General features: G+C 71.7%; 25 protein-coding genes. 19 read left to right on the top strand and 6 right to left on the bottom strand.

Going from position 1 to position 24,197, the window contains the following annotated elements; translation table 11 throughout:
• Positions 1-53 precede the first annotated feature (53 nt).
• From FL583_RS34190 to FL583_RS34180, 3 genes are read left to right on the top strand one after another with little or no spacing between them, the layout of a single operon-like run.
• Positions 54-845 (top strand): SDR family oxidoreductase, encoded by a 792-nt coding sequence (locus tag FL583_RS34190; protein ID WP_142709023.1) that lies wholly within the window; start codon positions 54-56, stop codon positions 843-845.
• On the top strand, positions 845-1,795 hold the full coding sequence (locus tag FL583_RS34185) for a quinone oxidoreductase family protein (RefSeq protein WP_142709022.1): 951 nt from the start codon (positions 845-847) through the stop codon (positions 1,793-1,795). The genes FL583_RS34190 and FL583_RS34185 overlap by 1 nt, the downstream gene beginning before the upstream one ends.
• Positions 1,796-1,807: 12 nt before the next feature.
• Positions 1,808-2,560, top strand: coding sequence for an SDR family oxidoreductase (locus FL583_RS34180; RefSeq protein ID WP_142709021.1), 753 nt, complete (start codon positions 1,808-1,810; stop codon positions 2,558-2,560).
• 46 nt (positions 2,561-2,606) lie between these two features.
• Here the strand turns inward: FL583_RS34180 and FL583_RS34175 are convergent, their stop codons facing one another.
• Genes FL583_RS34175 through FL583_RS34165 form a run of 3 tightly spaced genes read right to left on the bottom strand, consistent with a single transcriptional unit; the run spans position 2,607 to position 4,631 of the window.
• Positions 2,607-3,503: an endonuclease domain-containing protein gene (locus FL583_RS34175; protein WP_142709020.1), complete on the bottom strand. Its 897-nt coding sequence runs from the start codon at positions 3,501-3,503 to the stop codon at positions 2,607-2,609.
• A gap of 51 nt (positions 3,504-3,554) precedes the next feature.
• Positions 3,555-4,079 carry a GNAT family N-acetyltransferase gene (locus FL583_RS34170; RefSeq protein WP_142709019.1) on the bottom strand — a complete coding sequence of 175 codons (525 nt, stop codon included), beginning with the start codon at positions 4,077-4,079 and terminating at the stop codon, positions 3,555-3,557.
• Positions 4,080-4,103: 24 nt separating this feature from the next.
• Entirely contained in the window at positions 4,104-4,631 is a 528-nt protein-coding gene (locus FL583_RS34165; RefSeq protein ID WP_142709018.1) for an inorganic diphosphatase, read from the bottom strand.
• Between the two features lie 133 nt (positions 4,632-4,764).
• On the opposite strand from FL583_RS34165, the gene dacB reads away from it, so the two are divergent.
• From dacB to FL583_RS40530, 14 genes are all read left to right on the top strand, one after another.
• On the top strand, positions 4,765-6,108 hold the full coding sequence (gene dacB / locus FL583_RS34160) for a D-alanyl-D-alanine carboxypeptidase/D-alanyl-D-alanine endopeptidase (RefSeq protein ID WP_170324014.1): 1,344 nt from the start codon (positions 4,765-4,767) through the stop codon (positions 6,106-6,108).
• A gap of 37 nt (positions 6,109-6,145) precedes the next feature.
• A complete protein-coding gene (locus FL583_RS34155; RefSeq protein ID WP_142709016.1) occupies positions 6,146-7,225 on the top strand; it encodes a zinc-dependent metalloprotease in 1,080 nt (359 codons plus the stop codon).
• Positions 7,226-7,232: 7 nt separating this feature from the next.
• The gene (gene tilS / locus FL583_RS41270; RefSeq protein WP_142709015.1) at positions 7,233-8,207 is read left to right on the top strand and encodes a tRNA lysidine(34) synthetase TilS; all 975 of its coding nucleotides are present in this window, start codon (positions 7,233-7,235) and stop codon (positions 8,205-8,207) included.
• Positions 8,208-8,229: 22 nt separating this feature from the next.
• Positions 8,230-8,796: a hypoxanthine phosphoribosyltransferase gene (gene hpt, locus FL583_RS41265; protein ID WP_142709041.1), complete on the top strand. Its 567-nt coding sequence runs from the start codon at positions 8,230-8,232 to the stop codon at positions 8,794-8,796.
• Positions 8,797-8,979: 183 nt separating this feature from the next.
• Positions 8,980-11,163: an ATP-dependent zinc metalloprotease FtsH gene (ftsH, locus tag FL583_RS34140; RefSeq protein WP_142709014.1), complete on the top strand. Its 2,184-nt coding sequence runs from the start codon at positions 8,980-8,982 to the stop codon at positions 11,161-11,163.
• A gap of 26 nt (positions 11,164-11,189) precedes the next feature.
• On the top strand, positions 11,190-11,801 hold the full coding sequence (gene folE / locus FL583_RS34135) for a GTP cyclohydrolase I FolE (protein ID WP_170324015.1): 612 nt from the start codon (positions 11,190-11,192) through the stop codon (positions 11,799-11,801).
• 23 nt (positions 11,802-11,824) lie between these two features.
• Complete coding sequence (gene folP / locus FL583_RS34130; RefSeq protein WP_142709040.1) at positions 11,825-12,625, top strand: dihydropteroate synthase; 801 nt, start codon at positions 11,825-11,827, stop codon at positions 12,623-12,625.
• Positions 12,622-12,981 (top strand): dihydroneopterin aldolase, encoded by a 360-nt coding sequence (folB, locus tag FL583_RS34125; RefSeq protein WP_142709012.1) that lies wholly within the window; start codon positions 12,622-12,624, stop codon positions 12,979-12,981. Before folP ends, folB begins: the two co-directional genes overlap by 4 nt.
• The gene (gene folK, locus FL583_RS34120) at positions 12,978-13,484 is read left to right on the top strand and encodes a 2-amino-4-hydroxy-6-hydroxymethyldihydropteridine diphosphokinase (RefSeq protein WP_142709011.1); all 507 of its coding nucleotides are present in this window, start codon (positions 12,978-12,980) and stop codon (positions 13,482-13,484) included. The genes folB and folK overlap by 4 nt, the downstream gene beginning before the upstream one ends.
• A gap of 6 nt (positions 13,485-13,490) precedes the next feature.
• The gene (locus tag FL583_RS34115; RefSeq protein WP_142709010.1) at positions 13,491-13,985 is read left to right on the top strand and encodes a DUF3180 domain-containing protein; all 495 of its coding nucleotides are present in this window, start codon (positions 13,491-13,493) and stop codon (positions 13,983-13,985) included.
• A 4-nt stretch (positions 13,986-13,989) separates the two neighbouring features.
• Positions 13,990-14,274, top strand: a complete 285-nt coding sequence (locus FL583_RS34110; protein ID WP_170324012.1) for a hypothetical protein — start codon at positions 13,990-13,992, stop codon at positions 14,272-14,274.
• Between the two features lie 46 nt (positions 14,275-14,320).
• Positions 14,321-15,454 carry an ABC transporter permease gene (locus FL583_RS34105; RefSeq protein ID WP_142709008.1) on the top strand — a complete coding sequence of 378 codons (1,134 nt, stop codon included), beginning with the start codon at positions 14,321-14,323 and terminating at the stop codon, positions 15,452-15,454.
• A 105-nt stretch (positions 15,455-15,559) separates the two neighbouring features.
• Positions 15,560-16,312 (top strand): ATP-binding cassette domain-containing protein, encoded by a 753-nt coding sequence (locus FL583_RS34100; RefSeq protein ID WP_142709007.1) that lies wholly within the window; start codon positions 15,560-15,562, stop codon positions 16,310-16,312.
• Positions 16,313-16,546: 234 nt separating this feature from the next.
• The gene (locus tag FL583_RS40530) at positions 16,547-18,385 is read left to right on the top strand and encodes a hypothetical protein (RefSeq protein ID WP_170324011.1); all 1,839 of its coding nucleotides are present in this window, start codon (positions 16,547-16,549) and stop codon (positions 18,383-18,385) included.
• A gap of 6 nt (positions 18,386-18,391) precedes the next feature.
• Here FL583_RS40530 and FL583_RS34080 read toward each other — a convergent pair whose 3' ends face one another.
• The gene (locus FL583_RS34080; protein ID WP_142709039.1) at positions 18,392-19,483 is read right to left on the bottom strand and encodes an NADH-quinone oxidoreductase subunit D; all 1,092 of its coding nucleotides are present in this window, start codon (positions 19,481-19,483) and stop codon (positions 18,392-18,394) included.
• A 91-nt stretch (positions 19,484-19,574) separates the two neighbouring features.
• On the opposite strand from FL583_RS34080, the gene FL583_RS34075 reads away from it, so the two are divergent.
• Together FL583_RS34075 and FL583_RS42070 are read left to right on the top strand one after the other, a co-directional pair.
• Positions 19,575-20,804: a cytochrome P450 gene (locus FL583_RS34075; RefSeq protein WP_142709003.1), complete on the top strand. Its 1,230-nt coding sequence runs from the start codon at positions 19,575-19,577 to the stop codon at positions 20,802-20,804.
• A 238-nt stretch (positions 20,805-21,042) separates the two neighbouring features.
• Positions 21,043-22,389, top strand: coding sequence for a Rid family hydrolase (locus FL583_RS42070; protein ID WP_240746905.1), 1,347 nt, complete (start codon positions 21,043-21,045; stop codon positions 22,387-22,389).
• On the opposite strand, the gene FL583_RS34065 is transcribed toward FL583_RS42070, so the two are convergent.
• The gene (locus tag FL583_RS34065) at positions 22,357-23,346 is read right to left on the bottom strand and encodes an SAM-dependent methyltransferase (protein ID WP_142709002.1); all 990 of its coding nucleotides are present in this window, start codon (positions 23,344-23,346) and stop codon (positions 22,357-22,359) included. The two genes, FL583_RS42070 and FL583_RS34065, sit on opposite strands and share 33 nt — an antisense overlap.
• On the bottom strand, positions 23,310-24,158 hold the full coding sequence (locus FL583_RS34060) for an ABC transporter permease (RefSeq protein WP_142709037.1): 849 nt from the start codon (positions 24,156-24,158) through the stop codon (positions 23,310-23,312). The genes FL583_RS34065 and FL583_RS34060 overlap by 37 nt, the downstream gene beginning before the upstream one ends.
• Positions 24,159-24,197: the final 39 nt, after the last annotated feature.

Below are 24,197 nucleotides of genomic sequence, written 5' to 3'. Positions count from 1 at the left end.
CCTAAAGTAACCGACGAGTCAGTAAGTTAGATAGGGACGCGGAGGAGGTTCGGATGGCAAAGGCAGCCTGGGTCACCGGAGGGGCGGGCGGGATCGGTGCCGCGGTCGCGCGCCGGCTGGCCGCGCAGGGCTATCGCGTGCTGGTCACCGACGTGGACGTCGACCGGGGCTCGGCGGTCGCGGACGAGGTCGGCGGGGTGTTCCGGCGGTGCGACGTCACCGACCCGGCCGACAGCCTCGCCGCCGTCGCCGCGGCCACCGACGCGTTCGGGGGGCTCGACCTCGCGTTCCTCAACGCGGGCGTCGCCACCGGATTCGGGCTCGAGGAGGGGTTCTCGCCCGAGGCCTACCGCCGGGTCATGTCGATCAACCTCGACGGGGTCGTCTACGGCGTGCACGCGGCGCTGCCCGCGCTGAAGGCGCGCGGCGGCGGCAACATCGTCGCGACCGCGAGCCTGGCCGGGCTCACCGCGGTGCCGTTCGACCCGATCTACGGCGCCAACAAGGCCGCGGTCGTCGGGCTGGTGCGTGCGCTGGGGCCGCTCTACGCCGGGGACGGCATCCGGGTGAACGCGCTGTGCCCCTCGTTCGCCGAGACCGCGATCATCGCCGACGTCCGGGACGCGTTGCTCGGGGCCGGGGTCCCGCTGCTCGAGGTCTCCGACGTGGTGGCCGCGTTCGACTCGATCCTGGCCGGCTCCGGTACCGGTGAGGCCTGGTTCGTGCAGGTCGGACGTACTCCGGAACCGTTCGCGTTCCGCAACGTCCCCGGCCCGCGCACCGACGCCGGAGACAAGGCCCCGTCGGCCGACACGTCCGTTCAAGCCGCGTTCCGGGAGGGCTGATGAAGGCGATCCAGATCACGTCGTTCGGCGGGCCGGAGGTGTTGGTCCCGACGGAGCTGCCCGATCCGGTCGGAGACCACGTTCTGGACGTCTCCCGAGCCGGCGTCAACTACGCGGACACGCATCAGGCCGAGAACTCGTACCTGTCGGCGTCGTCGTTGCCGATGGTGCCGGGCGCCGAGGTGGTGGGCACGCTGGCCGACGGGCGCCGGATCGTCTCGCTGCTCGCCGGGGGCGGCGGGTACGCCGAGAAGGCGCTGATCGAGCCCGGGCTCTCGTTCGACGTCCCGGACGGGATCGACGACACGACCGCGCTGGCCATGGTGGTGCAGGGCGCGTCGGCGTGGTTGCTGCTGCGGCGGTCGGCGGTCCTGAACGCCGGCGAGTCGGTGGTGGTGCACGCGGCGGCCGGGGGCGTGGGGTCGCTGGCCGTGCAGTTGGCCAGGGCCTGGGGGGCCGGGCGGATCATCGCGACGGCGTCGTCGGAGTCGAAGCGCGAGCTGGCGTTGTCGCTGGGGGCGGACGTCGCCATCGACTCGCGGGCCGAGGACATGACCGCGGCGCTGCGCGAAGCCAACGGCGGGAAGCGCGTCGACATCGTGCTCGACATGACCGGCGGACGGGTCACCGACCAGAGCCTGCGCGCGCTGGCCCCGTTCGGACGGCTGGCGTTCTACGGAATGGCCAGCCGGGAGCGGCCGAGCCCGATCGGGCTGAACAACCTGCTGTCGCACTCGACCACGGTGGCCGGCATGTGGCTCGCGCACGCGTTCCTGCTGCCCGGCGACGTGCTGCGCCCGGCGATCGCCGAGCTGTTCGACATGGTGCTGGCCGGCTCCCTGCGAGCCGTTCCCGGGGGTGAGTTCGCTCTCTCCGAGGCGTCCAAGGCCCACGAAGCGCTGCGTTCCCGGGGAACCGTGGGCAAGCTCGTTCTCGACCCGTCCCGCTGACCAGGAGATTTAGTGGACATCAACCTCGAAGGGCGCGTGGCGGTCGTCACCGGCGCCTCCCGCGGCATCGGTGCCGCGATCGCTGCGGCTTACGTACAGGCCGGTGCCCAGGTCGTGATCACCGCGCGCAAACCCGACGGGCTGGCCAAGGCGGCGGCCGAGATCGGGTCCGGGGTGCACGCGATCGCCGCGCACGCCGGGAAGGAAGAGGACGCGGCGCGGGTCGTCGACGAGACTCTGGAGAAGTTCGGCCGGCTGGACATCCTGGTCAACAACGCGGCGACGAACCCGTACATGGGGCCGTTGATCGACGCTTCGCTGCCCGCGTGGGACAAGACGTTCGAGGTGAACCTGCGCGGGCCGCTGATCTGGACGCAGGCCGCGTACCGGGGCTGGATGAAGGAGCACGGCGGCTCGATCATCAACATCTCGAGCATCGACGGCCTGAGCGCCGGCGGCCCGCTCGCGGTGTACGGGGTGACGAAGTCGGCGCTGATCTTCCTGACGCAGCAGCTCGCGACCGAGGTGGGGCCGGGAGTGCGCGTGAACGTGCTGGCGCCGGGCCTGGTGAAGACCGACTTCGCGCGGGCGCTCTGGGAGGGGGCCGGCGAGGACGCCAAGTACCCCTGGCCGCTCCAGCGCCTGGGCAAGCCCGAAGACATCGCCAACGCGGCCCTGTTCCTGGCCAGCGACGCGTCGTCGTGGGTGACGGGGGGCCTGTTCGTGATCGACGGAGGCGGGTCCCTGGGCGGGGCGTTCAGCTGAGGCTGACCTGCATCTAAATGTAGTTCGGGGTGGCCTCGAACTACATTTAGATGCTGTCCGCCATGCCTCCGGACGCCAGCGCCACCCGGAGCTGGTGGACGATTTGGGCGAAGAGGATCTTTTCGCGAAGGTCTCGGGCGGTCATGTGGAGTACGGTCCAGCCGGCTTCCACCAGCCGGTTGAGGCGGGCACGGTCGCGGGTGAACTGCCCGTACTCGGCGTGGTGGGCTCCGTCGTACTCCAAGGCGACCTTCGCGGCGGGCCAGGCCAGGTCGACGCGCCCGGCGAACGTTCGGCCCAGCCACACCTCGTATTGGGGTACCGGCTGGGGAAGCCCCGCGAGAATCAGCCGCACTCGCACCCTCGATTCGGGCCTGGATTCCGCTCGGCCGTCCGCGAGGGCGAGCGCCTTCGCGGCGGGCGCGTCCGGGGCCGCCGCGATCCACGCGTCGAGGTGACGGGGCTGCAGATAGTGGTGGTGGAACAGCACGTCGAGGGCGGCGACCGCCTCGACCAGGTCCGGTTCGGACGCGATGTCCCACGCCGTGCGCTGCGGCACGGTGACCGGGGGCAGCGTGCCCGGGACCCCTTCGCGCACGTGCGTCCGGGGGAGGAAGACCTGGCGGACTTCGCAGCCTCGCCGGCTGAACCGCACGCCGCGCGGCACCAGCACCAGCACCGCGGCCCGATCGTCGCCGAGCGGCAGGCCTTCCGCGCACGCGGCCGAGCGTCCACCGAGTGCGGCGCCCGGCGGGAGGACCAACCCGGCTGCGCGACCGCGCAGCCGATGATCGACCGGCACCCGCGCGTCGACGTAAACGTCCCGGTACAGCCGTCGCCAGGCCGGCCCGCGCAACTGGCCGGGCGTGAGTAGGCCGGTTCGAACGGCCTGGGAGCCGAGGAACGGCCGACCGAGCAACTCGTCAGGGAGAGGCGAACGCATCCCCCCAGCGTGGCGAAGCGTCAGGCGCGCCCGTCGGCGCTGTCCACAGCCTCAGGACGCTCGTAGGGCACGGCGCATGGCGCAGCGGGGGCCGAACTCGTCGAGGCCGGCGGCGATCTCGTGGGCCCGGGTCTCGCGGAGGCCCGGGGTCAGCTCACCCTCGTCGAGGTCCACGAAGCCGTACCGACGGTAGAACGGACCGTTCCAGGGCACGTCCCGGAACGTCGTCAGCGTCACCGCCGGTAAGCCGCCCCGCCGGGCCCAGCCGATCACCGCCGCGAGCAACCCCCGGCCGATGCCCCGACGGCCGAACTCGGCGTCCACCGACAGCTGGGTCAGGTGCGCCGCCCCGTCGACCACGTCGACCGCGGCGAAGCCGATCGGCACCCCGGTGGGGCCGGGCGCGACCAGGACGATCGCGCATTTCCGCAGCGTGTCGGCCTGCATGTACTCGCCCGGCAGGTCCATGCCGGCCTCGATGAACGGCACCTCGGAGGCCTTCTCGACCTCCGCGAGACCTGCCAGCTCCTCATCGGCGGCCGGTCGTACGGAGGCCGCCCCGTCGATAGCGCTCATCCGAGCAGTATCCCGCGCGGTCGGTTACTCCGTCGGTGGGTGCGCGTCGCCCGTGCCGGTGAAGTCGCCGTGCGCCTCGATCGCCCGCTTGCGGGAGCGCTCGATCTCGAGCTCGGCTTCGGCCCGCCCGACCCACTGCGCGCCCTCGACCGACTTACCGGGCTCGAGGTCCTTGTACACCGTGAAGAAGTGCTGGATCTCGAGCCGGTCGAACTCCGGCAGGTGGTGGATGTCGCGTAGGTGCTCCTGGCGCGGGTCGTTCGCGTGGACGCACAGGACCTTGTCGTCCGGGCCCTTCTCGTCCTTCATCCGGAACATGCCGATCGCGCGGGCGCGGATCAGGCAACCCGGGAACGTCGGCTCCTGGAGCAGCACGAGCGCGTCCAGCGGGTCGCCGTCCTGGCCCAGCGTCTCCTCGATGAACCCGTAGTCAGCCGGGTACTGGGTCGCGGTGAAGAGAATGCGGTCGAGCCGGATACGCCCGGTTTCGTGGTCGACCTCGTATTTGTTTCGCTGACCCTTGGGGATCTCGATCGTGACGTCGAACTCCACGGGTAGGACTCCTCACCGGGTCGGGCACTGATTGCTACTAGTCTCTCGCAGGTCGGAACCGGCCCTTGGGGAGGATATGCAGAACGGCCGCCACCCTGTGCTGTGGCTCACGCTCTGTTGGCTCCTCGCCGTCGTGCTGGTCACGGACGTGCTGTGGTTCGTGCGAGGCGGCGCGAGAGAAGTGGACGACGCGCGCGTCGGGGTGCTCGTCCCCGCCGTTGCCGCGGGTCCGGTGTTCACCGACCCGCCGGTAGTCCTCGACCCCGACGACGACTCCGCCGAGCCCCCCACCGAGGCCGGGCTGACTACCGCGTTGACCAGCCTTCTCACCGATAACCGGCTCGGGACAAGCGTAGCCGTCTCGGTCCGTGACGCGGAGACCGGGACGGCCTTGTTCAGCCGGAACTCCGACACCCCGGTCACTCCCGCCTCAACGGCCAAAACGGTCACCGCCGCCGGCGTGCTGCTCGCCTACGGGCCCTCCTACCGGCTGACGACGAAGGTGCTGAGGGGCAGCGCGCCCGGCGAGATCGTGCTGGTCGGCGGCGGCGACCCGACCCTCGCGTTCGACGAGCGGAACAGCTACCCCGGTGCGGCCCGGCTCGACACGCTGGCCGGCGCCGTCCGGACGGCGCTCAAGGGCGAGAAGGTCACGAAGATCGTCGTCGACAGCAGCCTGTTCCAAGGCGACGAGACCGGGCTGGGCTGGGACTCCGACATCGTCTCGGGCGGGTACGCGGCCCCGGTGAACGCACTCACGGTGAACGGCGGCCGGACCGACGCGATCCCCAAGCACGTGACCCCACGCACGAGCACCCCCGACCTGTTCGCCGGGCAGCGGTTCGCGGAACTCCTGGGCGCCGGGGACGCCGACGTCGTGCGCGGCAAAGCCCCCGGCCAGGCCCAGCAGCTCGCCGAGCTCAAGTCGCCGCCGCTCTCGCACATCGTCGACGCGATGCTGCAGGAGTCCGACAACGTGATCGCCGAGTCGATGCTCCGGCTGATCGCGGTCAAGAAGGGCGTCCCGGGGACGTTCGCCAACGGCAGCGCCGAGCTCAAGACCGTGCTGGACGAGGCCGGCATCGACACCAGCGGCTACGGCATGGTCGACGGTAGCGGGCTGTCCCGGCTCAACCGGGTGACGCCGAACCTGCTCACCGGGCTGCTCGCGGCCGCCGTCGGCACCAAGCACCCGCAGCTCCGGACGCTGCTGGCCGGACTGCCGGTGGCCAGCTACAGCGGCACGCTGGCCGACCGCTTCGAGGGCACGTCGGCGATCGCCGGCGTCGGGCTCGTCCGGGCCAAGACCGGGACGCTGTCCGGAGTCAGCTCGCTGGCCGGGATGACGGTCACGACCGACGGCCGGATCCTGACGTTCGCCGCGGTGGCCAACGGCGTCCCGGCCGGGGGCACCGAGGGCGCCGAGGCGGCTCTCGACCAGATCGCGGCCACCCTGGCCAAGTGCGGCTGTCGATAGGTGGGCAGTGGGTGCGATTCACCCGTACCGTGAAGAGATGACGCAGATGGTGGACTGGGATCTGGCGGTCTCCACCGCCGCGACGCTGACCGCGGGCGGCCCGCGGGTGAGCATCACCGATGCGGCCGACGTCGTCAACGAGTTGCGCCGGCTGACCGACGTCGCCGAGCAGCACGTGGCCGCCTACACCGGCCTGAGCGCCCGGATCGACCATCCGCCGGTCCAGGTCGTCGACCGGCCCGATTGGGTGCGGTCGAACGTCGAGGGCCTGCAGCTCGTCATGGATCCGGTCATCGAGAAGATCCAGGCCGCGTCGCCGCCCAAGCCCTCGCCGCTGGGCGGGGCGGTCGGCACCGTCGCCAAGGCGGTCGGCTCGAAGGCGACCGGCATCCAGGTCGGGACGATCCTGGGCTTCTTCTCGAGCAAGGTGCTCGGCCAGTACGAGGTCTTCTCCGGCACGCCCGGCCGGCTGCTGCTCGTCGCTCCGAACGTGCTGGAGGTCGAGCGCAAGCTCGGCGTCGACCCGACCGACTTCCGGCTCTGGGTGGCCCTGCACGAGGTCACCCACCGCACCCAGTTCACCGCTGTGCCCTGGCTGCGTGACCACTTCCTGTCCGAGGTCAACGCGTTCGTCGACGCCACCGACCTCGACCCGGACGCGCTCGCCGACCGCGTCCGCAACGGCATCTCGGCGCTGGCCGAGGCGGTCCGTAACCCGGATTCCAAGGCGTCGGTGCTCGACCTCGTGCAGACGCCCGCGCAGCGGGCCGTCGTCGAGCGCCTCACCGCGCTGATGACGCTGGTCGAGGGCCACGCCGAGTTCGTGATGGACGGCGTCGGGCCGGACGTGGTGCCGACGGTCGAGAGCATCCGGGCCCGGTTCAACGCCCGGCGCGGCGCGCGGAACCCGCTCGACCGGCTGCTCCGGCGGCTGCTCGGCATCGAGGTGAAGATGCGCCAGTACGCGGAGGGGCGCCGGTTCGTCGCCGCGGTCGTCGAGAAGGTCGGCATGACCGGCTTCAACCAGATCTGGACCTCGCCCGAGACGCTGCCGCTGGCCGCCGAGATCCAGGACCCCGACGCCTGGGTGGCCCGGGTCGTCGGCGCGGCGGCCTGAGTTTCGGATGGTCGGGCCGCCACCGGCCGTAGCCGCGGTCCGGGTGGCGGTGCGCGCGGTGCTGCGGTCGTTGCCGCCGGGCGCGCTGGTGCTGGTCGCGTGCTCGGGTGGCCCGGATTCGTCCGCGCTGGCCGCCGCGGCCGCGTTCGAGGCTCCGCGCGCCGGTCGAAAAGCCGGGCTGATCAGCGTCGATCATGGGTTGCAGGGAGGGTCGGACGCGCGCGCGGCCGACGTCGCCGCCTGGGGCGCGAAGCTGGGGCTCGACCCGTCGGAGCCGGTGCGGGTGGTGGTCGGGGCCGGGGGTGGCCCGGAGGCCGCGGCCCGCGGCGCGCGCTACGCGGCGCTGGCCTCCGCGGCCGAGAGACACGGTGCGGAAGCCGTGCTGCTCGGGCACACCGCCGACGACCAGGCCGAGACCGTCCTGCTGGGGCTGGCCCGCGGCTCCGGGAGCCGGTCGGCGGCCGGGATGGCCCCCGAGCGGGGGATCTACCGCCGTCCGCTGCTGGGCCTGCCCCGCGCGACCCTGCGCGCGGCCTGCGCCGCGGAGTCGCTCCCGACCTGGGACGACCCGCACAACGTCGACCCGGCCTACGCCCGGTCGCGGATCCGCGCCGTGCTTCCCGCGCTCGAGGAGGCGGCCGGCGGCGGCCTGGTGGCCGGCCTGGCCCGCAGCGCGGACCTGCTCCGTGCGGATGCCGACCTGCTCGACGAACTCGCCGTCGAGCTTCTCGAGAAGGCCTCCGACGGCGACGGGCTGCACGTTCAGCCTCTGGCGGACGCTCACCGAGCGCTACGCGGACGGGTACTGCGCCGCTGGGCGATCGAGCTCGGAGCGCCGGCCGGAACCCTGGCGTCGTCCCACGTCGACGCCCTGGACGCGCTGGTCACCCGCTGGAAGGGCCAGGGCCCCGTGCATCTGCCCACCGGCATCCGGATCGTCCGGGCGCAGGGCGCCCTGCGCCGGTTCGACTCACTTCCGTAATGTGAGCGGGGTGACGGACCAGATCCAGGACGGCCCGTACGCGGCCGACATCGAACGGGTGGTCGTCTCGGCCACCGACATCCAGGAAAAGATCTCCGAGCTGGCCCGGAAGGTCGAAGCCGACTTCCAGGCCGACGCGTCGAGCCCGTTGCTGCTCGTCGGGGTTCTCAAGGGCGCGTTCGTGTTCATGGCCGACTTCGCGCGCGAGCTGCGGCACCCGACCGAGATCGAGTTCATGGCGGTCTCGTCCTACGGCTCCTCGACGACGTCCTCCGGCGTCGTGCGGATCCTCAAGGACCTCGACCGTGACATCGCCGGACGGCACGTTCTCGTGGTCGAGGACATCATCGACTCCGGCCTGACGCTGTCCTGGCTGCTGAAGAACCTGGCCAGCCGCAACCCGGCGTCGGTGCGGGTCGTCGCCCTGCTGCGCAAACCGGACGCGGTCAAGGTGCCGGTCGAGGTGCCCTACGTGGGTTTCGACATCCCGAACGAATTCGTCGTCGGATATGGCCTCGACTACGCCGAGCAGTACCGTGGATTGCCTTTTGTCGGGGTACTGAAGCCTCAGGTTTACGGCGCTGCCTGACCGGTCAGGGAACGGTCACCGTGCTTCACCCGTTGTCCCGGAGGATCGCCAACCGGCGACCTGCACCGTAGGTAGGTGCGGAGTACTCTTCCAAGACTAGGTAAGAAACAACCGACACGCGCCTAATAGCCTGAGAATCGGGAGGGTCGGGGACTCTGGACTCCAGAGCAACCCGGACGCAGCATGGAACGTACCCGCTTCATCCGCAGGCCCTTGGTCTGGATCATTCTGATGATCCTGGTCGCCCTGTTGCTGGGCTCATTGTTCACCGGTGATGGCGACTACAAGAAGGTCGATACCTCGGTCGCCCTCGCTCAGGTGCGCGACGGGAACTACAGCAAGGCCCAGCTGGAAGACAAGGAGCAGGTGCTCCGTCTCCAGCTGAAGAACGACTATCGAGGCTCGAACAAGATCGAGGCCTCGTTCCCGGCCCAGGCCGCGGACAACGTATTCGAGCAGCTGCAGGCGAAAGCGCAGGCCGACACCGGACTCGCGTTCGACACGAAGGTCACCCAGGAATCGATCTTCGTCACGCTGCTGATCACGGTCCTCCCGATCCTGGTCGTCGTCGTTCTGCTGTTCCTGTTCATGAGCCAGATGCAGGGCGGCGGCAGCCGAGTCATGAACTTCGGCAAGTCCAAGGCCAAGCTGGTCAGTAAAGACACCCCCAAGACGACGTTCGCGGACGTCGCCGGCGCCGACGAGGCCATCGAGGAACTCCACGAGATCAAGGAGTTCCTGCAGAACCCGGCCAAGTTCCAGGCGATCGGCGCGAAGATCCCGAAGGGCGTCCTGCTCTACGGCCCGCCCGGTACCGGTAAGACGCTGCTCGCCAGGGCCGTCGCCGGTGAGGCCGGGGTGCCGTTCTACTCGATCTCCGGTTCCGACTTCGTCGAGATGTTCGTCGGTGTCGGCGCCAGTCGCGTCCGCGACCTGTTCGAGCAGGCCAAGCAGAACGCACCGGCGATCATCTTCGTCGACGAGATCGACGCGGTCGGCCGCCACCGTGGTGCCGGCCTCGGCGGTGGGCACGACGAGCGCGAGCAGACCCTGAACCAGATGCTCGTCGAGATGGACGGCTTCGACGTCAAGGGCGGCATCATCATGATCGCCGCGACGAACCGGCCCGACATCCTCGACCCGGCGCTGCTGCGTCCCGGCCGGTTCGACCGGCAGATCGCGGTCGACCGCCCCGACCTGGAGGGCCGCAAGGCCGTCCTGCGGGTGCACGCCAAGGGCAAGCCGTTCTCGCCGGACGTCGACCTCGACACGATCGCGCGCCGGACGCCGGGCTTCACCGGTGCCGACCTCGCGAACGTGATCAACGAGGCCGCACTGCTCACCGCGCGTCAGGACAAGAAGGCGATCACCAACGACTCGCTGGAAGAGGCGATCGACCGGGTGATCGCGGGTCCGGAGCGCAAGACAAGGGCGATGAGCGCGAAGGAACTCAAGGTCACCGCGTACCACGAGGGTGGGCACGCGCTGGTGGCCTGGGCGCTTCCGCACTCGGCGCCGGTGCACAAGCTGACGATCGTCCCGCGCGGCCGGTCGCTGGGGCACACCTTGATCCTTCCGACGGAAGACAAGTACACCCAGACCCGGTCCGAGATGATCGACACGCTGGCCTACGCGCTCGGCGGACGCGCGGCGGAGGAGCTCGTCTACCACGAGCCGACCACCGGTGCGGGCAACGACATCGAGAAGGCCACCGGCATGGCCAGGGCGATGGTCACCGAGTACGGCATGAGCGCCAAGCTCGGGGCGATCAAGTACGGCACCAGTGACTCGGAGCCGTTCCTGGGCCGCGACATGGGCCACCAGCGCGACTACTCGGACTCGATCGCGGCCGAGATCGACGGCGAGGTGCGGGCTCTGATCGAGCTGGCCCACGACGAGGCCTACGAGATCCTGTCCGAGTACCGCGACGTGCTCGACAACATGGTGCTCGAGCTACTCGAGAAAGAGACGCTGAGCAAGGACGACATGGCCCGGATCTGTGCCCGGGTGCAGAAGCGTCCGCCGATGTCGCCGTTCAACGGGTTCGGCAAGCGCACGCCCAGCGACAAGCCGCCGATCATGACGCCGGCCGAGATCGCCGAGCTGCAGAAGAAGGCCGCCGACGAGGCGACCGCGCGGCTGGCGAACGGCAACCACGGCATCCGCACCAACGGCGGCTCGCACGCGGCTCCGGACGACGACTCCGGCGTCACGATCGCGCCCGGCAGCGACTCGTCGGTGCCGGCTCCGGGTGACCCGCTGAACGACCCGGTGCCCCCGCAGAGCGACACGCTCGGCGGGCCGCCGGTTCCCGGTCAGCCGGGCTGGCCCGGCAACCCCGGCGGCCATACGGGACCGATGAATTGAGCACGGAAGCGGTTGCGTCAGACGCGCTGACGCCCGCTGGTGAACCGGGCAAGTCGGCGGCGGAAGCCGTCGACCTGCCCCGGATCCAGCGGGCGGTGCGCGAGATCCTGATCGCGGTCGGGGAAGACCCCGACCGCGACGGGCTCAAGCAGACGCCGGCCCGGGTCGCCAGGGCCTACGCCGAGATCTTCTCCGGGCTGCACGTGGACCCGGCCGAGGTGCTCACCACGGTCTTCGAGGAAGACCACGAGGAGCTCGTCCTGGTGAAGGACATCGAGCTCTACTCGACCTGTGAGCACCACCTGGTGCCGTTCCACGGCGTCGCGCACGTCGGCTACATCCCGGGCGAGGACGGGCGCATCACCGGCCTGTCCAAGCTCGCCCGGCTCGTCGAGGCGTACGCCCGGCGTCCGCAGGTGCAGGAGCGGCTGACGTCGCAGATCGCCGACACGCTGATGACCCAGCTCGAGCCGCGCGGGGTCATCGTCGTCGTGGAGTGCGAGCACCTCTGCATGTCGATGCGCGGTATCCGGAAGCCCGGGGCGCGCACGGTGACCTCGGCCGTCCGGGGCTGGTTCCAGCGCTCCCAGGCGGCGCGGGCCGAGGCGATGAGCCTGATCCTCGGATCAGGTCGGTGAACGCACCAGACCGTTGCCGCGTGATGGGCGTGCTCAACGTGACGCCCGACTCGTTCTCCGACGGCGGCCGCTACGAGGGCATCGACGCGGCCGTCTCGCACGCGCTGGAGCTCGTCGCCCAGGGCGCCGACCTGATCGACGTCGGGGGCGAGTCGACCCGGCCCGGTGCCGAGCGCGTCGAGGCCGACGTCGAGATCGCCCGGGTCGTCCCGGTGGTCCGCGAGCTGGCCGCCTCGGGCGTCCGCGTCAGCATCGACACGACCCGGGCGGCGGTGGCCGAGGCCGCCCTGGCCGCGGGGGCGTCGGTCGTCAACGACGTGTCCGGTGGCCTGGCCGACGCCGGCATGGGCGCCGTCGTCGCGAACGCCGGCTGTCCGTGGATTCTGATGCACTGGCGTGGGCACAGCCGGGACATGCAACAGCTCGCCCACTACGACGACGTGGTCACCGAGGTCCGCGACGAGCTCTCGGCCCGGGCCGAGGCCGCGATGCGGGCCGGGGTCGGCGAGGAGTCGCTGATCCTCGATCCGGGGCTCGGCTTCGCGAAGACCGGCGTCCACAACTGGCAGTTGCTGGCCAAGCTGAGCGTCCTGCAGGACCTGGGCTTCCCGGTCTTGGTCGGCGCGAGCCGGAAGTCGTTCCTCGGCCGTCTGCTGGCCGACGCGGAAGGCAAACCGCGGCCGGTCGACGAACGGGAGGACGCGACGCTGGCGATCACCGTTCTCTCCGCGCAGGCCCGAGCCTGGGGTGTGCGCGTGCACGAAGTGCGCGCGAGCGTCGACGCGATCGCGGTCGTGGAGGCGTACCGGGAGGCGGCGCGGTGAACGACCGGATCACGCTCACCGGGCTGAACGTCACCGGCTACCACGGCGTCTACGACCACGAGCGACGCGACGGGCAGCCGTTCGTCGTCGACGTGACGCTCGAACTCGACACCGCGAAGGCTGCGGCCACCGACGACGTCGCCGACACCGTGCACTACGGCGAGCTGGCCCAGAAGCTGGCCGCGGTCGTGGCCGGCGAGCCGGTGAACCTGCTGGAGAAGCTCGTCGCGCGGCTCGCCGACGTCTGCCTGGAAGACCCGCGGGTCAGCGCGGCCGAGGTCACCGTGCACAAGCCGAAGGCGCCGATCCCGCTCGAGTTTGCCGACGTGGCCGTGACGATCCGGCGGTCGCGATGACCCGCGCGGTGCTGTCGATCGGCTCGAACCTCGGTGACCGGCTGGCCAACCTGGCCTCGGTGGTGTCCGCGCTGCCGGACGCGCGCGTCTCGCCGGTCTACGAGACCGACCCCTGGGGCCCGGTGGCCCAGGACGACTACCTGAACGCGATCGTCGTGGCCGACGACCCCGACCGCGACGCGGCCGGCTGGCTCGCCTTCGTGCGCCGGGCCGAGACCGCTGCCGGTCGGGTGCGCGACGTGCGCTGGGGCCCTCGAACGCTCGATGTGGACGTCGTGCAGGTGCACGATTCGGCCGGGAACCCGGTGGTTTCCGACGACCCCACGCTGACCTTGCCCCACCCGCGGACCCACGAGCGCGCGTTCGTCCTCGTGCCGTGGTTCGCGGTGGAACCCGACGCGGTGCTGGCCGGGCGTGGCTCGGTGCGTGAGCTGATCGAGTCGCTACCGGATGATGAACGCAAGAGCGTCCGTCGCCGCGATGATCTGAGCCTGGAGAGGTGACCCGGAGTGACTCCGCCCCCCAGCCCGCCCACGCCGACCCCGCGGTTGACCCCGACCCGCCCCGGCAGCCTGGCTCTGGTGGCCCTGGTCGCGTGCGTCGCGGCCTGGGCGCTGGCGAACCGGTTCTACGGTGACCTGCCGACGTTCACCTGGTTCCCGGCGCTGACGATCGCGCTGCTGGCGGTGTTCGAGGTGATCGTGGCCAGGGCGACGAAGGCGAAGATCGAGCGGCAGGAAGACGCCGGCCCGGTCGAGCCGCTCGCGGTGGCCCGGTTCGCGGCGCTGGCCAAGGCGTCCTCGCTCGGTGGGGCCCTGTTCGTCGGGTTCTACGCCGGGCTGCTGGTCTTCCTGCTCTCCGAGCGTGACCGCCTCGCCGCCGCGGCCGACGACCTGCCAGAATGCGCCGGCGGCCTGGTCGCGGCGGCCCTGCTGGTCGCCGCCGCGCTGTGGCTGGAGCGGTCGTGCCGAATCCCGGACCCGCCGGACGATGAGGAAAACTGATCCCATGAGTGACCTGGCCACCCTCGACGCGCTGTCCACCGAGGAGCTGCGCGACCGCGCGTTCTCCCGGGCCCGCAAGCACGGCGACATCGGCTTCTTCTGGAACCTGATCGAGCGGCTGCCCGCCTCGCGCGAGACCGAGTCGAACGACGAGAGCCTCGGCACCGTGGGCAGCTCGATCGAAGAGGTGATCGGGCTCTGGCGCGAGCTGACCGGCCACGACTACGGCGACCAGGAGCCGCTCTTTCGGGCGGCTTTCATCGACTATCTGCTGAAGCACGCAGAGTAGGTAGGTGCGTCTACTCTCGGGTCCACGGGGACCGAGGAGGTAGACGGTGCGCAGACATGAGGACGACCCGGGGATCGACGACCGGGACGGCGGAACGCTGACGCTGCCCGGCTCGTACGAGGAGCCACCGCCGGACTACGACTTCCGCGTCGCCGACCAGGACACTCCGACCGAGATGCTCGGGGGCAACACCCCGCCGTACGGGGTGCCCGTCTTCGAGCCGCCGGTCGCGGACCGCCCGCCACGGGACCGGCTGTGGCCGCACCTCGTGTGGGAGATCGTCCTCGTCGCGGCCTGCGTCACCGAGGTGCTGCTGATCCTGGCCCAGGACGACAAGGCGTTCGCGAACGGGGCCGACTCGGCGCTGATGCTCTGGGTGGCGACCGCGATCCTGCTCGGCAGCGGGGCGGCCCTCTCGCTCCGGGCCGGGATGCCGAACATCGCGATCGGAGCGATCGCGATCGGCGCCGGTGCGGACTACGCCTGGCTGGTCAGCGAGGGGCGCCCGTTCGGCACCGCGCTGGCGATGGCCCTGGCCGGTGGCGCGCTGGCCGGTCTGGTGATCGCGCTGTTCAGCACGGTCTTCGGCGTCCCGAGCTGGGCGGTGAGCCTCGGCGTCGCCGGGCTGCTGTCCGGGCTGGTGCCCGCGCTGGCCGGGAGCGCGTCGCGTTCGGCCGGGAGCGTGACGCCGGACGTGCACGCGTCGGCCGGGTGGTGGCTGGCCGGTGCGGCCGCGCTGTCGGTGCTCGGCGGGCTGGCGCTCGCGGTCCCCCGGTTCCGGGGGTTCGTCGGCCGCTCCCGTCCGACCGGCGACCCGGCCAGGCGCGTCGGTTTTGTTGCGTCGATCGCGGCTGCGCTGGCGCTGGCCGGGTCCGGCGCGCTCGCCGCCGGCGCCGGGCTGCTCGACACGGCGAACCGCGGCAGCAGTGCCGCCGGGTACACCGGCATGGCCGAGCTGGCGATGATCGGGTTCAGCGTCGCGCTGCTGGGTGGAGTCAGTGCCCACGGTCGGCGGGGTGGCGTCTTCGGCGTCGTCCTCGCGGCCGCGCTGCTGGGGTTGGTGCGGCTGCACCTCGACCTGCTCGGGGCCCACGCCTGGGTCGGGGCGGTGATCTCCGGTGGCACGATCCTGCTCGGGCTCGCGGTCACCCGGGGAATGGAGCGGTTCGGCCGGCGATGATCGTCCGGTTTGGGCGATCTTGGTTGCTGCCGCATGTCTTGCAGATGATGTGACGGTTACCACATACTCGGCAGCTGACGTGTAGCGCAGCCCGAGGAGACACGGATGGCTCTGGGGTCTTCGGATCAGACGGTGGCCACCGAACACGCGGTGCTGAGCCTGTCGGACGTGCGCGTCCGGCTGGGCACCACGGTGGCGCTCGACGGCCTGACGCTGGCCGTCGAACCGGGCGAGGTGGTGGCGGTCACCGGAGGCCCCGGTACCGGCAAGTCGACGGTCTTCAACACCGTGTGCGGGTTCGTCCGCCCGGAGTCCGGGGTGCTGGCCTGGCACGGGGTTGCGTTACGTCCGCGGCCGCACCGGCTGACGACCCTCGGGCTGACCCGGACGCTGCAGGGCGTCGGCCTGTACGGGGGTCTCACCGTGCTGGAGAACGTGCTGGTCGGGGCCGTCGGCGTGCCGCGGGTACCGGCCGTGCCGCCGGGGCGCCGGGCCGGCGTCGGGGCCGCGCTGGTCGGCGGTCTCCGGTTCCCCGAGCAGGGTCCGGCGCTCCGGGAGCTGGCCGTCGACCGGCTGACCCGGCTCGGGCTCGGCGCCTACCTGGACGCCGACCTGGCCGCGGTCCCGGTCGAGCGGCACGGGGCGGTCGTGCTCGCCCGGGCGCTGCTGGCCGGCTCCGAGCTGCTGGTGCTCGACGACCCGACGTCCGGCCTGGGCCCGGACGAGGCGGCCGCGCTGGCCGCGCTGGTGCGCGAGGTGCCCGGGGGATCCGGGTGCGCGGTGTTGCTGACGACGGCCGAGGACGCGTTCGCGAAGTCCGCGGCCGATCGAGTCGTGCCGCTCGATACGGGTGATTAGCGACACTACGGGCATCGGATCGTCGATGGGCTCAGCCTGCCCGGTTACCGTGATGTGGTGGATCCGGACAGTGCGCAACCGAACGAACATCCGTCGAACGGCGGAGGCGGATCGGGCGAACCGTCCGGTGTGGAGCAGAACGGAACGGGCAAGTCGGGTGAACAGTCATCATCTGACCCGTCTGGATCACCCAGAACCCGGACACCGCGTGAGGGACTCGCTAACCTCGGATCCATGCCGCCGCCTCACCTACCGCCCCCGGAGCGTGCGGAGACTCCGACCGCGTCGACTCCGGGTATTCGCCGACACGTCGGCAAGCTGTTCTGGGTCGGCGTCGCCATTGCTCCGATCGCGGCATTGCTGTTGGTGCTCGGCAGTGGCGTCGGCCCGCTGCGCGCGGCCGCCGTTCTCGCGGTCTTCTCCGTCGTCATCATCGGTCTGAGCGTCGTCCTGCGGGACGACGCCGCGATGGTCAAGGACGACGTCGAGGAGCAGCTGCGCACCGAGGTCGACCGGCTGCGCAACGACATCGACTCGTTGCGCCGGGGCGTGGAGGTCTCGGTCCACCGCGAGCTCGAGCGGGTTCATCGCGAGCTCGAGGCCACCCGGCGAGACAATGTGCTCCGGGCCGACGCGACCCGGCTCAATCGCTTAACCGGTGCGTTACCGGCGGCCGACGAGGACTACGACGGTCGCTACGCCGGTACCGGGGCCCGGGGTGAGCGGCGGGCGATCACGGCCCGGGCCGAGGCGCAGGGGGCGGCGTCGGGAGAGCCCGGCTACGACTGGTTCGGTCAGGCCGATCCGGACGCGCCGCCCGGCGAGGCGCCGCGGCCCGGTGAGGTTCCCCGGCCCGGTGAGGTTCCGAGGCCCGGGGACGCGCAGAGGCCGGAACCGATCCGGTACGGGGCGGGCACGTACGGGGCGGGCACGTACGGCTCGGCGCGCGCGGGCGCGGAGGCGCCCGAGGCGGTACCGACACCGGCCGCGGGCAACTGGCCCCGCCGCCCCGAGGCCGCCGGCCGCTTCGACCCCGACGGCCGCGGTCCCGACGGCCGGGGCCCGGACGGCCGCGGTCCTGACGGCGGCGGTCCTGACGGCCGCGGTCCTGACGGCCGCGGTCCTGACGGCCGCGGCCCGGACGGCCGCGGTTCCGACGGGCGCAACGGCGGCGGGCGATGGCGGGACGACGCGCCTACCGGCACCGAGTACGGCCGGCGGCGCGAGGCCGACGACGCCGAGCAGGCCGGCCGCTACCAGACCTACCAGGCGGGCACCTACACCTCCGGCGCCTACGACTCCGAGTCGAGCGACGGCGACGTGAACCGCCGCCGTGGCGGCCGCCGCCGGGCCGAGGAAGACTCCGGCTCCTACGAGATGATCGACTACGACGACGCCCCACCGGTCTACACCGCCCGCCGCCTCGACACCGGGGTCTACGGCTCCCGCAGCGCCGACGAGGACTCCGGGCAGTTCCACGAGCAGCCCTCCGGCGAATCCGGCACGGTCGACTACCAGGAGTTCTGGGCCCGCTCGGCGTCCCAGGCCCAGTCCCGGTCCGGGAACGCGAACGGCAACGAACCGCACCGCGACCCCACCGACCGCAGCGACGACCAGAGCTCGGCCAGCGAGTGGTCCTCCTGGCGCGAGCGCGGCAACGGCAGCGCCTGGGACACCGGCTCGCAGCGCTACGACCGCGACGACCCCCAGGTGATCACCGGCGCGATCACCGGCGACGTCTTCGACGTCCCCTACACCGTCGGCGGGCAGTCGCTCTCCGAGCCGGAGTTCGGCTCCGGCAACGGCTTCGGCGCAGGCAACGGCTTCGGGTCGGGCAACGGGTTCGGTTCCGGCGCTGCGCAGCAGCGCTGGGACGAGCTGCCGGACGTCCAGCCGGCCCCGACCTGGCAGGCCACCTCGGAACGCGGGCCGGTCGACGAGCGGTCGGCCGAGTTCGAGCTGCCCAGCCTGGACCACCTGCCCCAGGCCGGGGGCACGCCCCCGTCGGAGAACGCCGGCGGACGGCGCGCCCGGCACGCCAAGGACGACACCGGCACCTACCGCAGCTGGTAGGCCGCCCTACTTGTCGACGTCGCCGACGACGAAGAACATCGAGCCGAGGATCGCCACCAGGTCGGGCAGCAACGTGCCCGGCAGCAGCGTGGCCAGCGCCTGCACGTTCGCGTACGACGCGGTGCGCAGCTTCAGCCGCCACGGCGTCTTCTCGCCCCGGGACACCAGGTAGTAGCCGTTGATGCCGAGCGGGTTCTCGGTCCACGCGTAGGTGTGGCCCTCCGGCGCCCGCACGACCTTCGGGAGCCGCACGTTCACCGGCCCGCTCACCGTCGAGAGCCGGTCCAGGCAGGCGTCGGCCAAATTGAGGGAGACGTGGACCTGGTCGAGGAGCACCTCGAACCGGGCGTGGCAGTCACCCGCGGTGCGCGTGACGACGTCCAACACGTCGGTGAGCTCGCCGTAGGCGAGGTAGGGCTCGTCGCGGCGGAGGTCGATGTCGAGGCCGGAGGCGCGGGCCACCGGACCGCTGACGCCGTAGGCGGCGGCCTTCTCCGGCCCGAGGACCCCGATGCCGACCGTGCGGGCCAGGAAGATGTCGTTGGTCCGGATGATGCTCTCCAGGTCGGACATCCGCCGCCGGACGTCCGCGACCGCCTGTCGGGCGCGCGCGGTCCAGCCGGCCGGGACCTCCTCCTTGACCCCACCGATGCGGTTGAACATGTAGTGCATCCGGCCGCCGGAGGCTTCCTCCATCACCGCTTGGAGCGTTTCACGCTCCCGGAACGCGTAGAACATCGGCGTGATCGCGCCGATCTCCAGGGGATACGACCCCAGGAACATCAAATGATTGAGGACGCGGTTGAGCTCGGCGAGCAGGGTCCGGAGCCAGGTGGCCCGCTCGGGGACCTCGATGCCCATCATGCGCTCGACGGCCAGCGCGACGCCCAGCTCGTTGGAGAACCCGGAAAGCCAGTCGTGCCGGTTGGCCAGCATCAGGATCTGGCGGTAGTCGCGGACCTCGAACAGCTTCTCGGCCCCGCGGTGCATGTACCCGATGATCGGCTCGGCCTCGACGACCCGTTCGCCGTCGACGACTAGGCGCAGCCGGAGAACCCCGTGCGTGGACGGGTGCTGGGGGCCGATGTTGAGCACCATGTCGGCGGTCGCGAGCTCGCGGGCGCCGCTGCCGAGGCCGACGGTGAGCTCCACGTGCTCATCGTTCCAGAACGGGAGTTAGCGTGGTGGGATGACCGGTTCAGTTGTGGCCTTCGACCCGTGGTCGCCTTCGTTCGTGGCTTGGCCGTACGACGCCTATGCCGAGCTGCGGGAGAACTCGCCGGTCTGGCAGTTTCCCGGTACCGGGCAGTACTTGTTCTCCCGTCACGCCGACGTTGACGCGCTGCTGCGCGACCGTCGCCTGGGCCGGTCGTACCTGCACCTGGCCACGCACGAGGAGATGGGTCACGAGCCGGACGCGCCGCACCTGGAGCCGTTCTGGACGCTGATCCGTAACGGCATGCTCGACGTCGAGCCGCCGGACCACACCCGGCTGCGTCGGCTGGTCTCGAAGGCGTTCACTCCGCGGACCGTCCAGCGACTGACTCCCCGGGTGCAGGAGTTCGCGTCGGACCTGGTCTCCGAGTTGCTGGACGCCGGGTCGGACGGCTCGCCGGTCGACCTGATCTCGACGGTGGCCGAGCCGCTGCCGGTCGCGGTGATCGCCGAGATGCTGGGGATCCCGGAGTCGGACCGGCACCTGCTGCGGCCGTGGTCGGCGGACATCTGCGGGATGTACGAGCTGAACCCGTCGGCGTCGGCGCAGGCGACCGCGGTCCGGGCCAGCATCGAGTTCACGGACTATCTGGTATCGCTGGCGTCCGAGCGGCGTTCGTCGCCGGGCGACGACCTGATCAGCGCGCTGGCGTCGGTCGTCGACGCGGGGGACCAGCTCACCGACGGCGAGCTGGTCGGGACGTGCGTGCTGCTGCTGAACGCGGGGCACGAGGCGACGGTGAACGTGACCGGGAACGGGTGGTGGTCGCTGTTCCGGAACCCGTCGGAGCTGGCGCGGCTGCGGGCCGGTGAGGTGGGGGTCGGCACCGCGATCGAGGAGCTGATGCGGTGGGACACGCCGCTGCAGATGTTCGAGCGGTGGGTGCTGGAGGACATTGAGGTGCACGGGGTGCGGATTCCCCGGGGCACCGAGATCGGGCTGCTGTTCGGGTCGGCGAACCGGGACTCCGCGGTCTTCCCGGACGCGGCCCGCCTCGACCTGGGACGGTTCCCGAACCCGCACATCTCGTTCGGGGCCGGGATCCACTTCTGCCTCGGGGCGCCGTTGGCGCGGGTGGAGTTGGGGGCGTCGTTCGAGACGATGATCCGGCGGGTTCCGGGGCTGGCGTTGGCCGAGACCCCGCGGTGGAAGCCCGGGTTCATCATTCGAGGGTTGGAGTCGTTGCAGGTGACGGTGCGATGAGTTGACTCAGCGTCGTCCGATTTGGTCACCCGGGGTCGGTGAGGCATCGTAAAGTGGCTGCCAACTCGTTTGCCCGGTGCCGCCGCGAACGGGTGAGAGGAACCGACGACGCTGGGACGGTTGTGGCGTGAGCTACGGAGTGACCGACGAGTTCGGGGGACGGCATCACGCTCGCGAGGCGGATCTTGCTGACCAGCCTCGTCGGCGTTCCCGTCGGGAGGCTCGGCAGTTCGATCCGTTGACCGATCCACTCGAGGAGCCGTCGGCGGGCGGGGATCTTCGCGAGTTCGGGACGGTGGACGAGATGTCGCCGGGCCGTTCGTTGCTGCGTCGGGAGGATCCGGCGCGGGTGGCGGCTCGGGCGGCTCGGGAGCAGTCCCGCGACGACGACCGTCGGGTGCCGCAGCAGCGGCGCGGAGAGCCGGATGAGTACCGCGGGCGGGTGCTGTCCCGCCGGGCCGACGTCGAGGTGGACCCGCGCGTCGACACGGGTGATCGCTTGCGTGGGGTCGCGGACACCGGAGACCGTCTCCGTCGTCCCGCTGTCGCCGACACGGGTGACCGGTTGCGCGGTCTCGTGGACACGGGGGACCGGCCTCGTGGTGCGGCGGCCGTGTCCGGGCGTGCGGTGGTCGGCGACCCGGCTCGGCGGGCGCCCGAGGCGCTCCGCCGCGCTCCGGGAGAAACCGCCGGCGATCCCCTCGGCCGCCCCGGCGCTCCGGCAGACATCCGCCCGCGCTCCGGCGCGCCGGCCGAAGACATGCGTTCGCGCTCCGGGGTACCGGCCGAGGACATGCGTTCGCGCTCTGGGGTACCGGCGGAGGACTTGCGTCCGCGCTCCGGGGTACCGGCCGAGGACTTACGTCCGCGCTCTGGGGTGCCGGCGGAGGACTTGCGCTCGCGCTCCGGGGTGCCCGCCGAAGACACCCGTCCGCGGGCCGGCGCGCCGGCCGACGGCCGGTCCCGCGGGGCGGCCGAGGGCCGGCTACGGCCGGCTGCGGAGGCCGAGGCTCGGCTACGGCCTGCCGCGGAGGCTGAGGGCCGGCTGCGGTCGGCCGCGGAGGCCGACGCCCGGCCCCGCGCCGTGGTCGAGGCCCGCCCCCGAGCGGCAGCGGCGGAGGCTGAGGCGCGGCCTCGGATGGCGGCGGTGGACGGGCGCACGCGCGCCGGCCGGCGAGCCGCCGAGAGCGACCCCGTCCGCCGAGTGAACCCCTTCGAACTGCCCAAACCCCGCGGCTACTCACACGCCACGATCGCCACCGGCCAACTCGTCTTCCTCGCCGCCCAGACCGGCGCCGACCGCGACGCCCGGATCGTCGACGGCGGCCTCGTCGCCCAGTTCGACCGCGCGGTCCAGAACCTGCTGGTCGCCCTGGCCGCAGCCGGCGGCACCCCCGAGCACCTCACCCGCATCGAGATCCAGGTGACCTCGATCGACGACTACAAGGGCGCGTCCCGAGCGATCGGCAACATCTGGCGGTCCCTCCTCGGCGGCGCCGCCCCGGCCCTCACCGTCGCCGAAGTTCGCCGCCTCTGGGACCCCGAAGCCGTCCTACAAGTCTCCGGCCACGCCGTCATCCCCTAGCCCCACCGCCTGAACCAGCCAGAAGAAACTGCCCAGCCCGGGCACGGCAGTCAGCTCGGCCGCCCGCGACGCCCGGGACAGCGCCCTCAGGTACCCCGCCGGGTCTCGAGACGCCAACTCCCTCGCCGGCAGCTCGCCCGATACCCCCAGAGCCCGCAGCACCGATCGCTGCCGCCTCAGCACACCGCCATCAGCCAGTGAATCCATCGCCACGTGCGCGGTGATGTCACACGACCCGTCGGGCACCGGCGCCACTTGCCGTCCGTCCCGATAACCGGTCAGCGTCCCGCCCGGCGGGCGGGCGTCCGCAGTGTGGCCGTAGTCGACCGCGACGGCGAGACCGCGCCGCACGCGCCCGACCGCGGCCGCCCAGGCCGCGTCCCGCGCGGAACCGACCTCGGCGCGGTCGCCGACCGCGCGCAGCGGCCACCACCGCGCGAGCCACGCCGCATCGGAACCCGAGACCGGGTCCCCCAGCGATTCCACCCCCGACGGCGAGACCAGCACGACCCGATCCACCCCGGCCGAATCCCGCTCCACCACGTCGACCGGCACGTTGTCGAGCCACTCGTTGGCCATCAGCAACCCGGTCAGCGGCGGCACCTCACCGACCCACGACACGGCCGCAGGCACCGAAGCCGGCCGGGCCCCCCGCTCCACCGCGGTCACCCGCACCCGTCGCCCCAACGACGACGACAACGACGAGACCAGCTCACCGCCCCCGGCGCCCACGTCCACGAGATCCACCGGATCCGGATGCCCCAGCGCCCGATCGACCCGCGAGAACAACTCCCCGACCGCATCCGCGAACAGGTCCGGCGCCGCGTGCACCGACGTGCGGAAATGATCCCCCGGCCGATGCTTCCGGTAGAAGCCCCCAGCGCCGTACAGGGCCTCCGCCGTAGCCTGCCGCCACGTCGCTACGACGTGACGTCCTTCGACCCGAACCGCGCCCACGCCGCCGACGCGAACACCGTCGTGTACACCAGCGCGCTGATCAGCCCGGGCACCAGCGCGCCGAACCCGATCGGATCACGCAGCAGTTCCCCGAAGTCCGTCCAGTAGTGCGTCAGCAGGAACGGGTGCAGGAACGCGAGCTGCGGCACGGCCTCCAGGATCTGGAAAGTCACGGTCACCGCGACGACGCCGATCGTCGCGCCGATCGGCTGCTCGGTGAGCGTCGACGCGAACAGGCCGACCGCGGCCAGCGCCACCAGGCAGGCCGACAGGTACAGGCACACGAGCCCGAGCCGGGCCAGCGCCTCGGCCGGCCCGACCTGGGTACCGGACAGCAGCGCGGTCGAACCGCCGCCGCCGAACAGCCCGAAGCCGACCGCCGCCCCGACCGCGCCGATCAGCGCGATGCCGGCCATCGTGTACGCGATCACCGCGGCGAACTTCACCAGCAGCAGCCGGGTGCGCCCGACCGGGACGGTCAGCAGGTACCGGAGCGTGCCGAGGTTCGCCTCGCCGGCGATCGAGTCGGCCGCGATCGCCGACACGGCCAGCGGCAGGAACAGCGGCAGCGCCACCGCCAGCGCGGTCAGCGCGACGAACAGCCCGTTGCCGTTGACCAGGGCCAGGAACGCCGGTCCGCGCCCCTCGGAAGACCCCGCGAACCGCACCGCGACCGCGATCACGACCGGCACCGCGGCCAGCATCGCCAGCGCCGCCTGGTTCCGCCGCCGCCCGAACACGAGCCGCAGCTCGGAGAGGAAGAGTCGGCCGGTCGGAAAACCGGCGGTCAAGGCCGCTGGCACGTGCACCATTGTGGTGGGCTCGGACAACCGCACGGGAAAGAACGCCCC

The organism is Cryptosporangium phraense, assembly GCF_006912135.1.
Taxonomy (GTDB): Bacteria; Actinomycetota; Actinomycetes; order Mycobacteriales; family Cryptosporangiaceae; genus Cryptosporangium; species Cryptosporangium phraense.
Note: the sequence above shows the minus strand (reverse complement) of the source record. Positions and strands in the feature narration are given on the sequence as shown.

What these genes read in the sequence shown, in the direction of transcription:
- FL583_RS34100 (WP_142709007.1), top strand. Translation starts at nt 15,560, where the DNA reads ATGGCTCTGGGGTCTTCGGATCAGACGGTGGCCACCGAACACGCGGTG.
- FL583_RS34080 (WP_142709039.1), bottom strand. Translation starts at nt 19,483, where the DNA reads ATGGTGCTCAACATCGGCCCCCAGCACCCGTCCACGCACGGGGTTCTC.
- FL583_RS34060 (WP_142709037.1), bottom strand. Translation starts at nt 24,158, where the DNA reads ATGGTGCACGTGCCAGCGGCCTTGACCGCCGGTTTTCCGACCGGCCGA.
- FL583_RS34185 (WP_142709022.1), top strand. Translation starts at nt 845, where the DNA reads ATGAAGGCGATCCAGATCACGTCGTTCGGCGGGCCGGAGGTGTTGGTC.
- FL583_RS34155 (WP_142709016.1), top strand. Translation starts at nt 6,146, where the DNA reads ATGACGCAGATGGTGGACTGGGATCTGGCGGTCTCCACCGCCGCGACG.
- folK (WP_142709011.1), top strand. Translation starts at nt 12,978, where the DNA reads ATGACCCGCGCGGTGCTGTCGATCGGCTCGAACCTCGGTGACCGGCTG.
- folP (WP_142709040.1), top strand. Translation starts at nt 11,825, where the DNA reads ATGGGCGTGCTCAACGTGACGCCCGACTCGTTCTCCGACGGCGGCCGC.
- FL583_RS34170 (WP_142709019.1), bottom strand. Translation starts at nt 4,079, where the DNA reads ATGAGCGCTATCGACGGGGCGGCCTCCGTACGACCGGCCGCCGATGAG.
- FL583_RS40530 (WP_170324011.1), top strand. Translation starts at nt 16,547, where the DNA reads ATGCCGCCGCCTCACCTACCGCCCCCGGAGCGTGCGGAGACTCCGACC.
- ftsH (WP_142709014.1), top strand. Translation starts at nt 8,980, where the DNA reads ATGGAACGTACCCGCTTCATCCGCAGGCCCTTGGTCTGGATCATTCTG.
- FL583_RS34190 (WP_142709023.1), top strand. Translation starts at nt 54, where the DNA reads ATGGCAAAGGCAGCCTGGGTCACCGGAGGGGCGGGCGGGATCGGTGCC.
- FL583_RS34075 (WP_142709003.1), top strand. Translation starts at nt 19,575, where the DNA reads ATGACCGGTTCAGTTGTGGCCTTCGACCCGTGGTCGCCTTCGTTCGTG.
- tilS (WP_142709015.1), top strand. Translation starts at nt 7,233, where the DNA reads ATGGTCGGGCCGCCACCGGCCGTAGCCGCGGTCCGGGTGGCGGTGCGC.
- FL583_RS34175 (WP_142709020.1), bottom strand. Translation starts at nt 3,503, where the DNA reads ATGCGTTCGCCTCTCCCTGACGAGTTGCTCGGTCGGCCGTTCCTCGGC.
- FL583_RS34110 (WP_170324012.1), top strand. Translation starts at nt 13,990, where the DNA reads ATGAGTGACCTGGCCACCCTCGACGCGCTGTCCACCGAGGAGCTGCGC.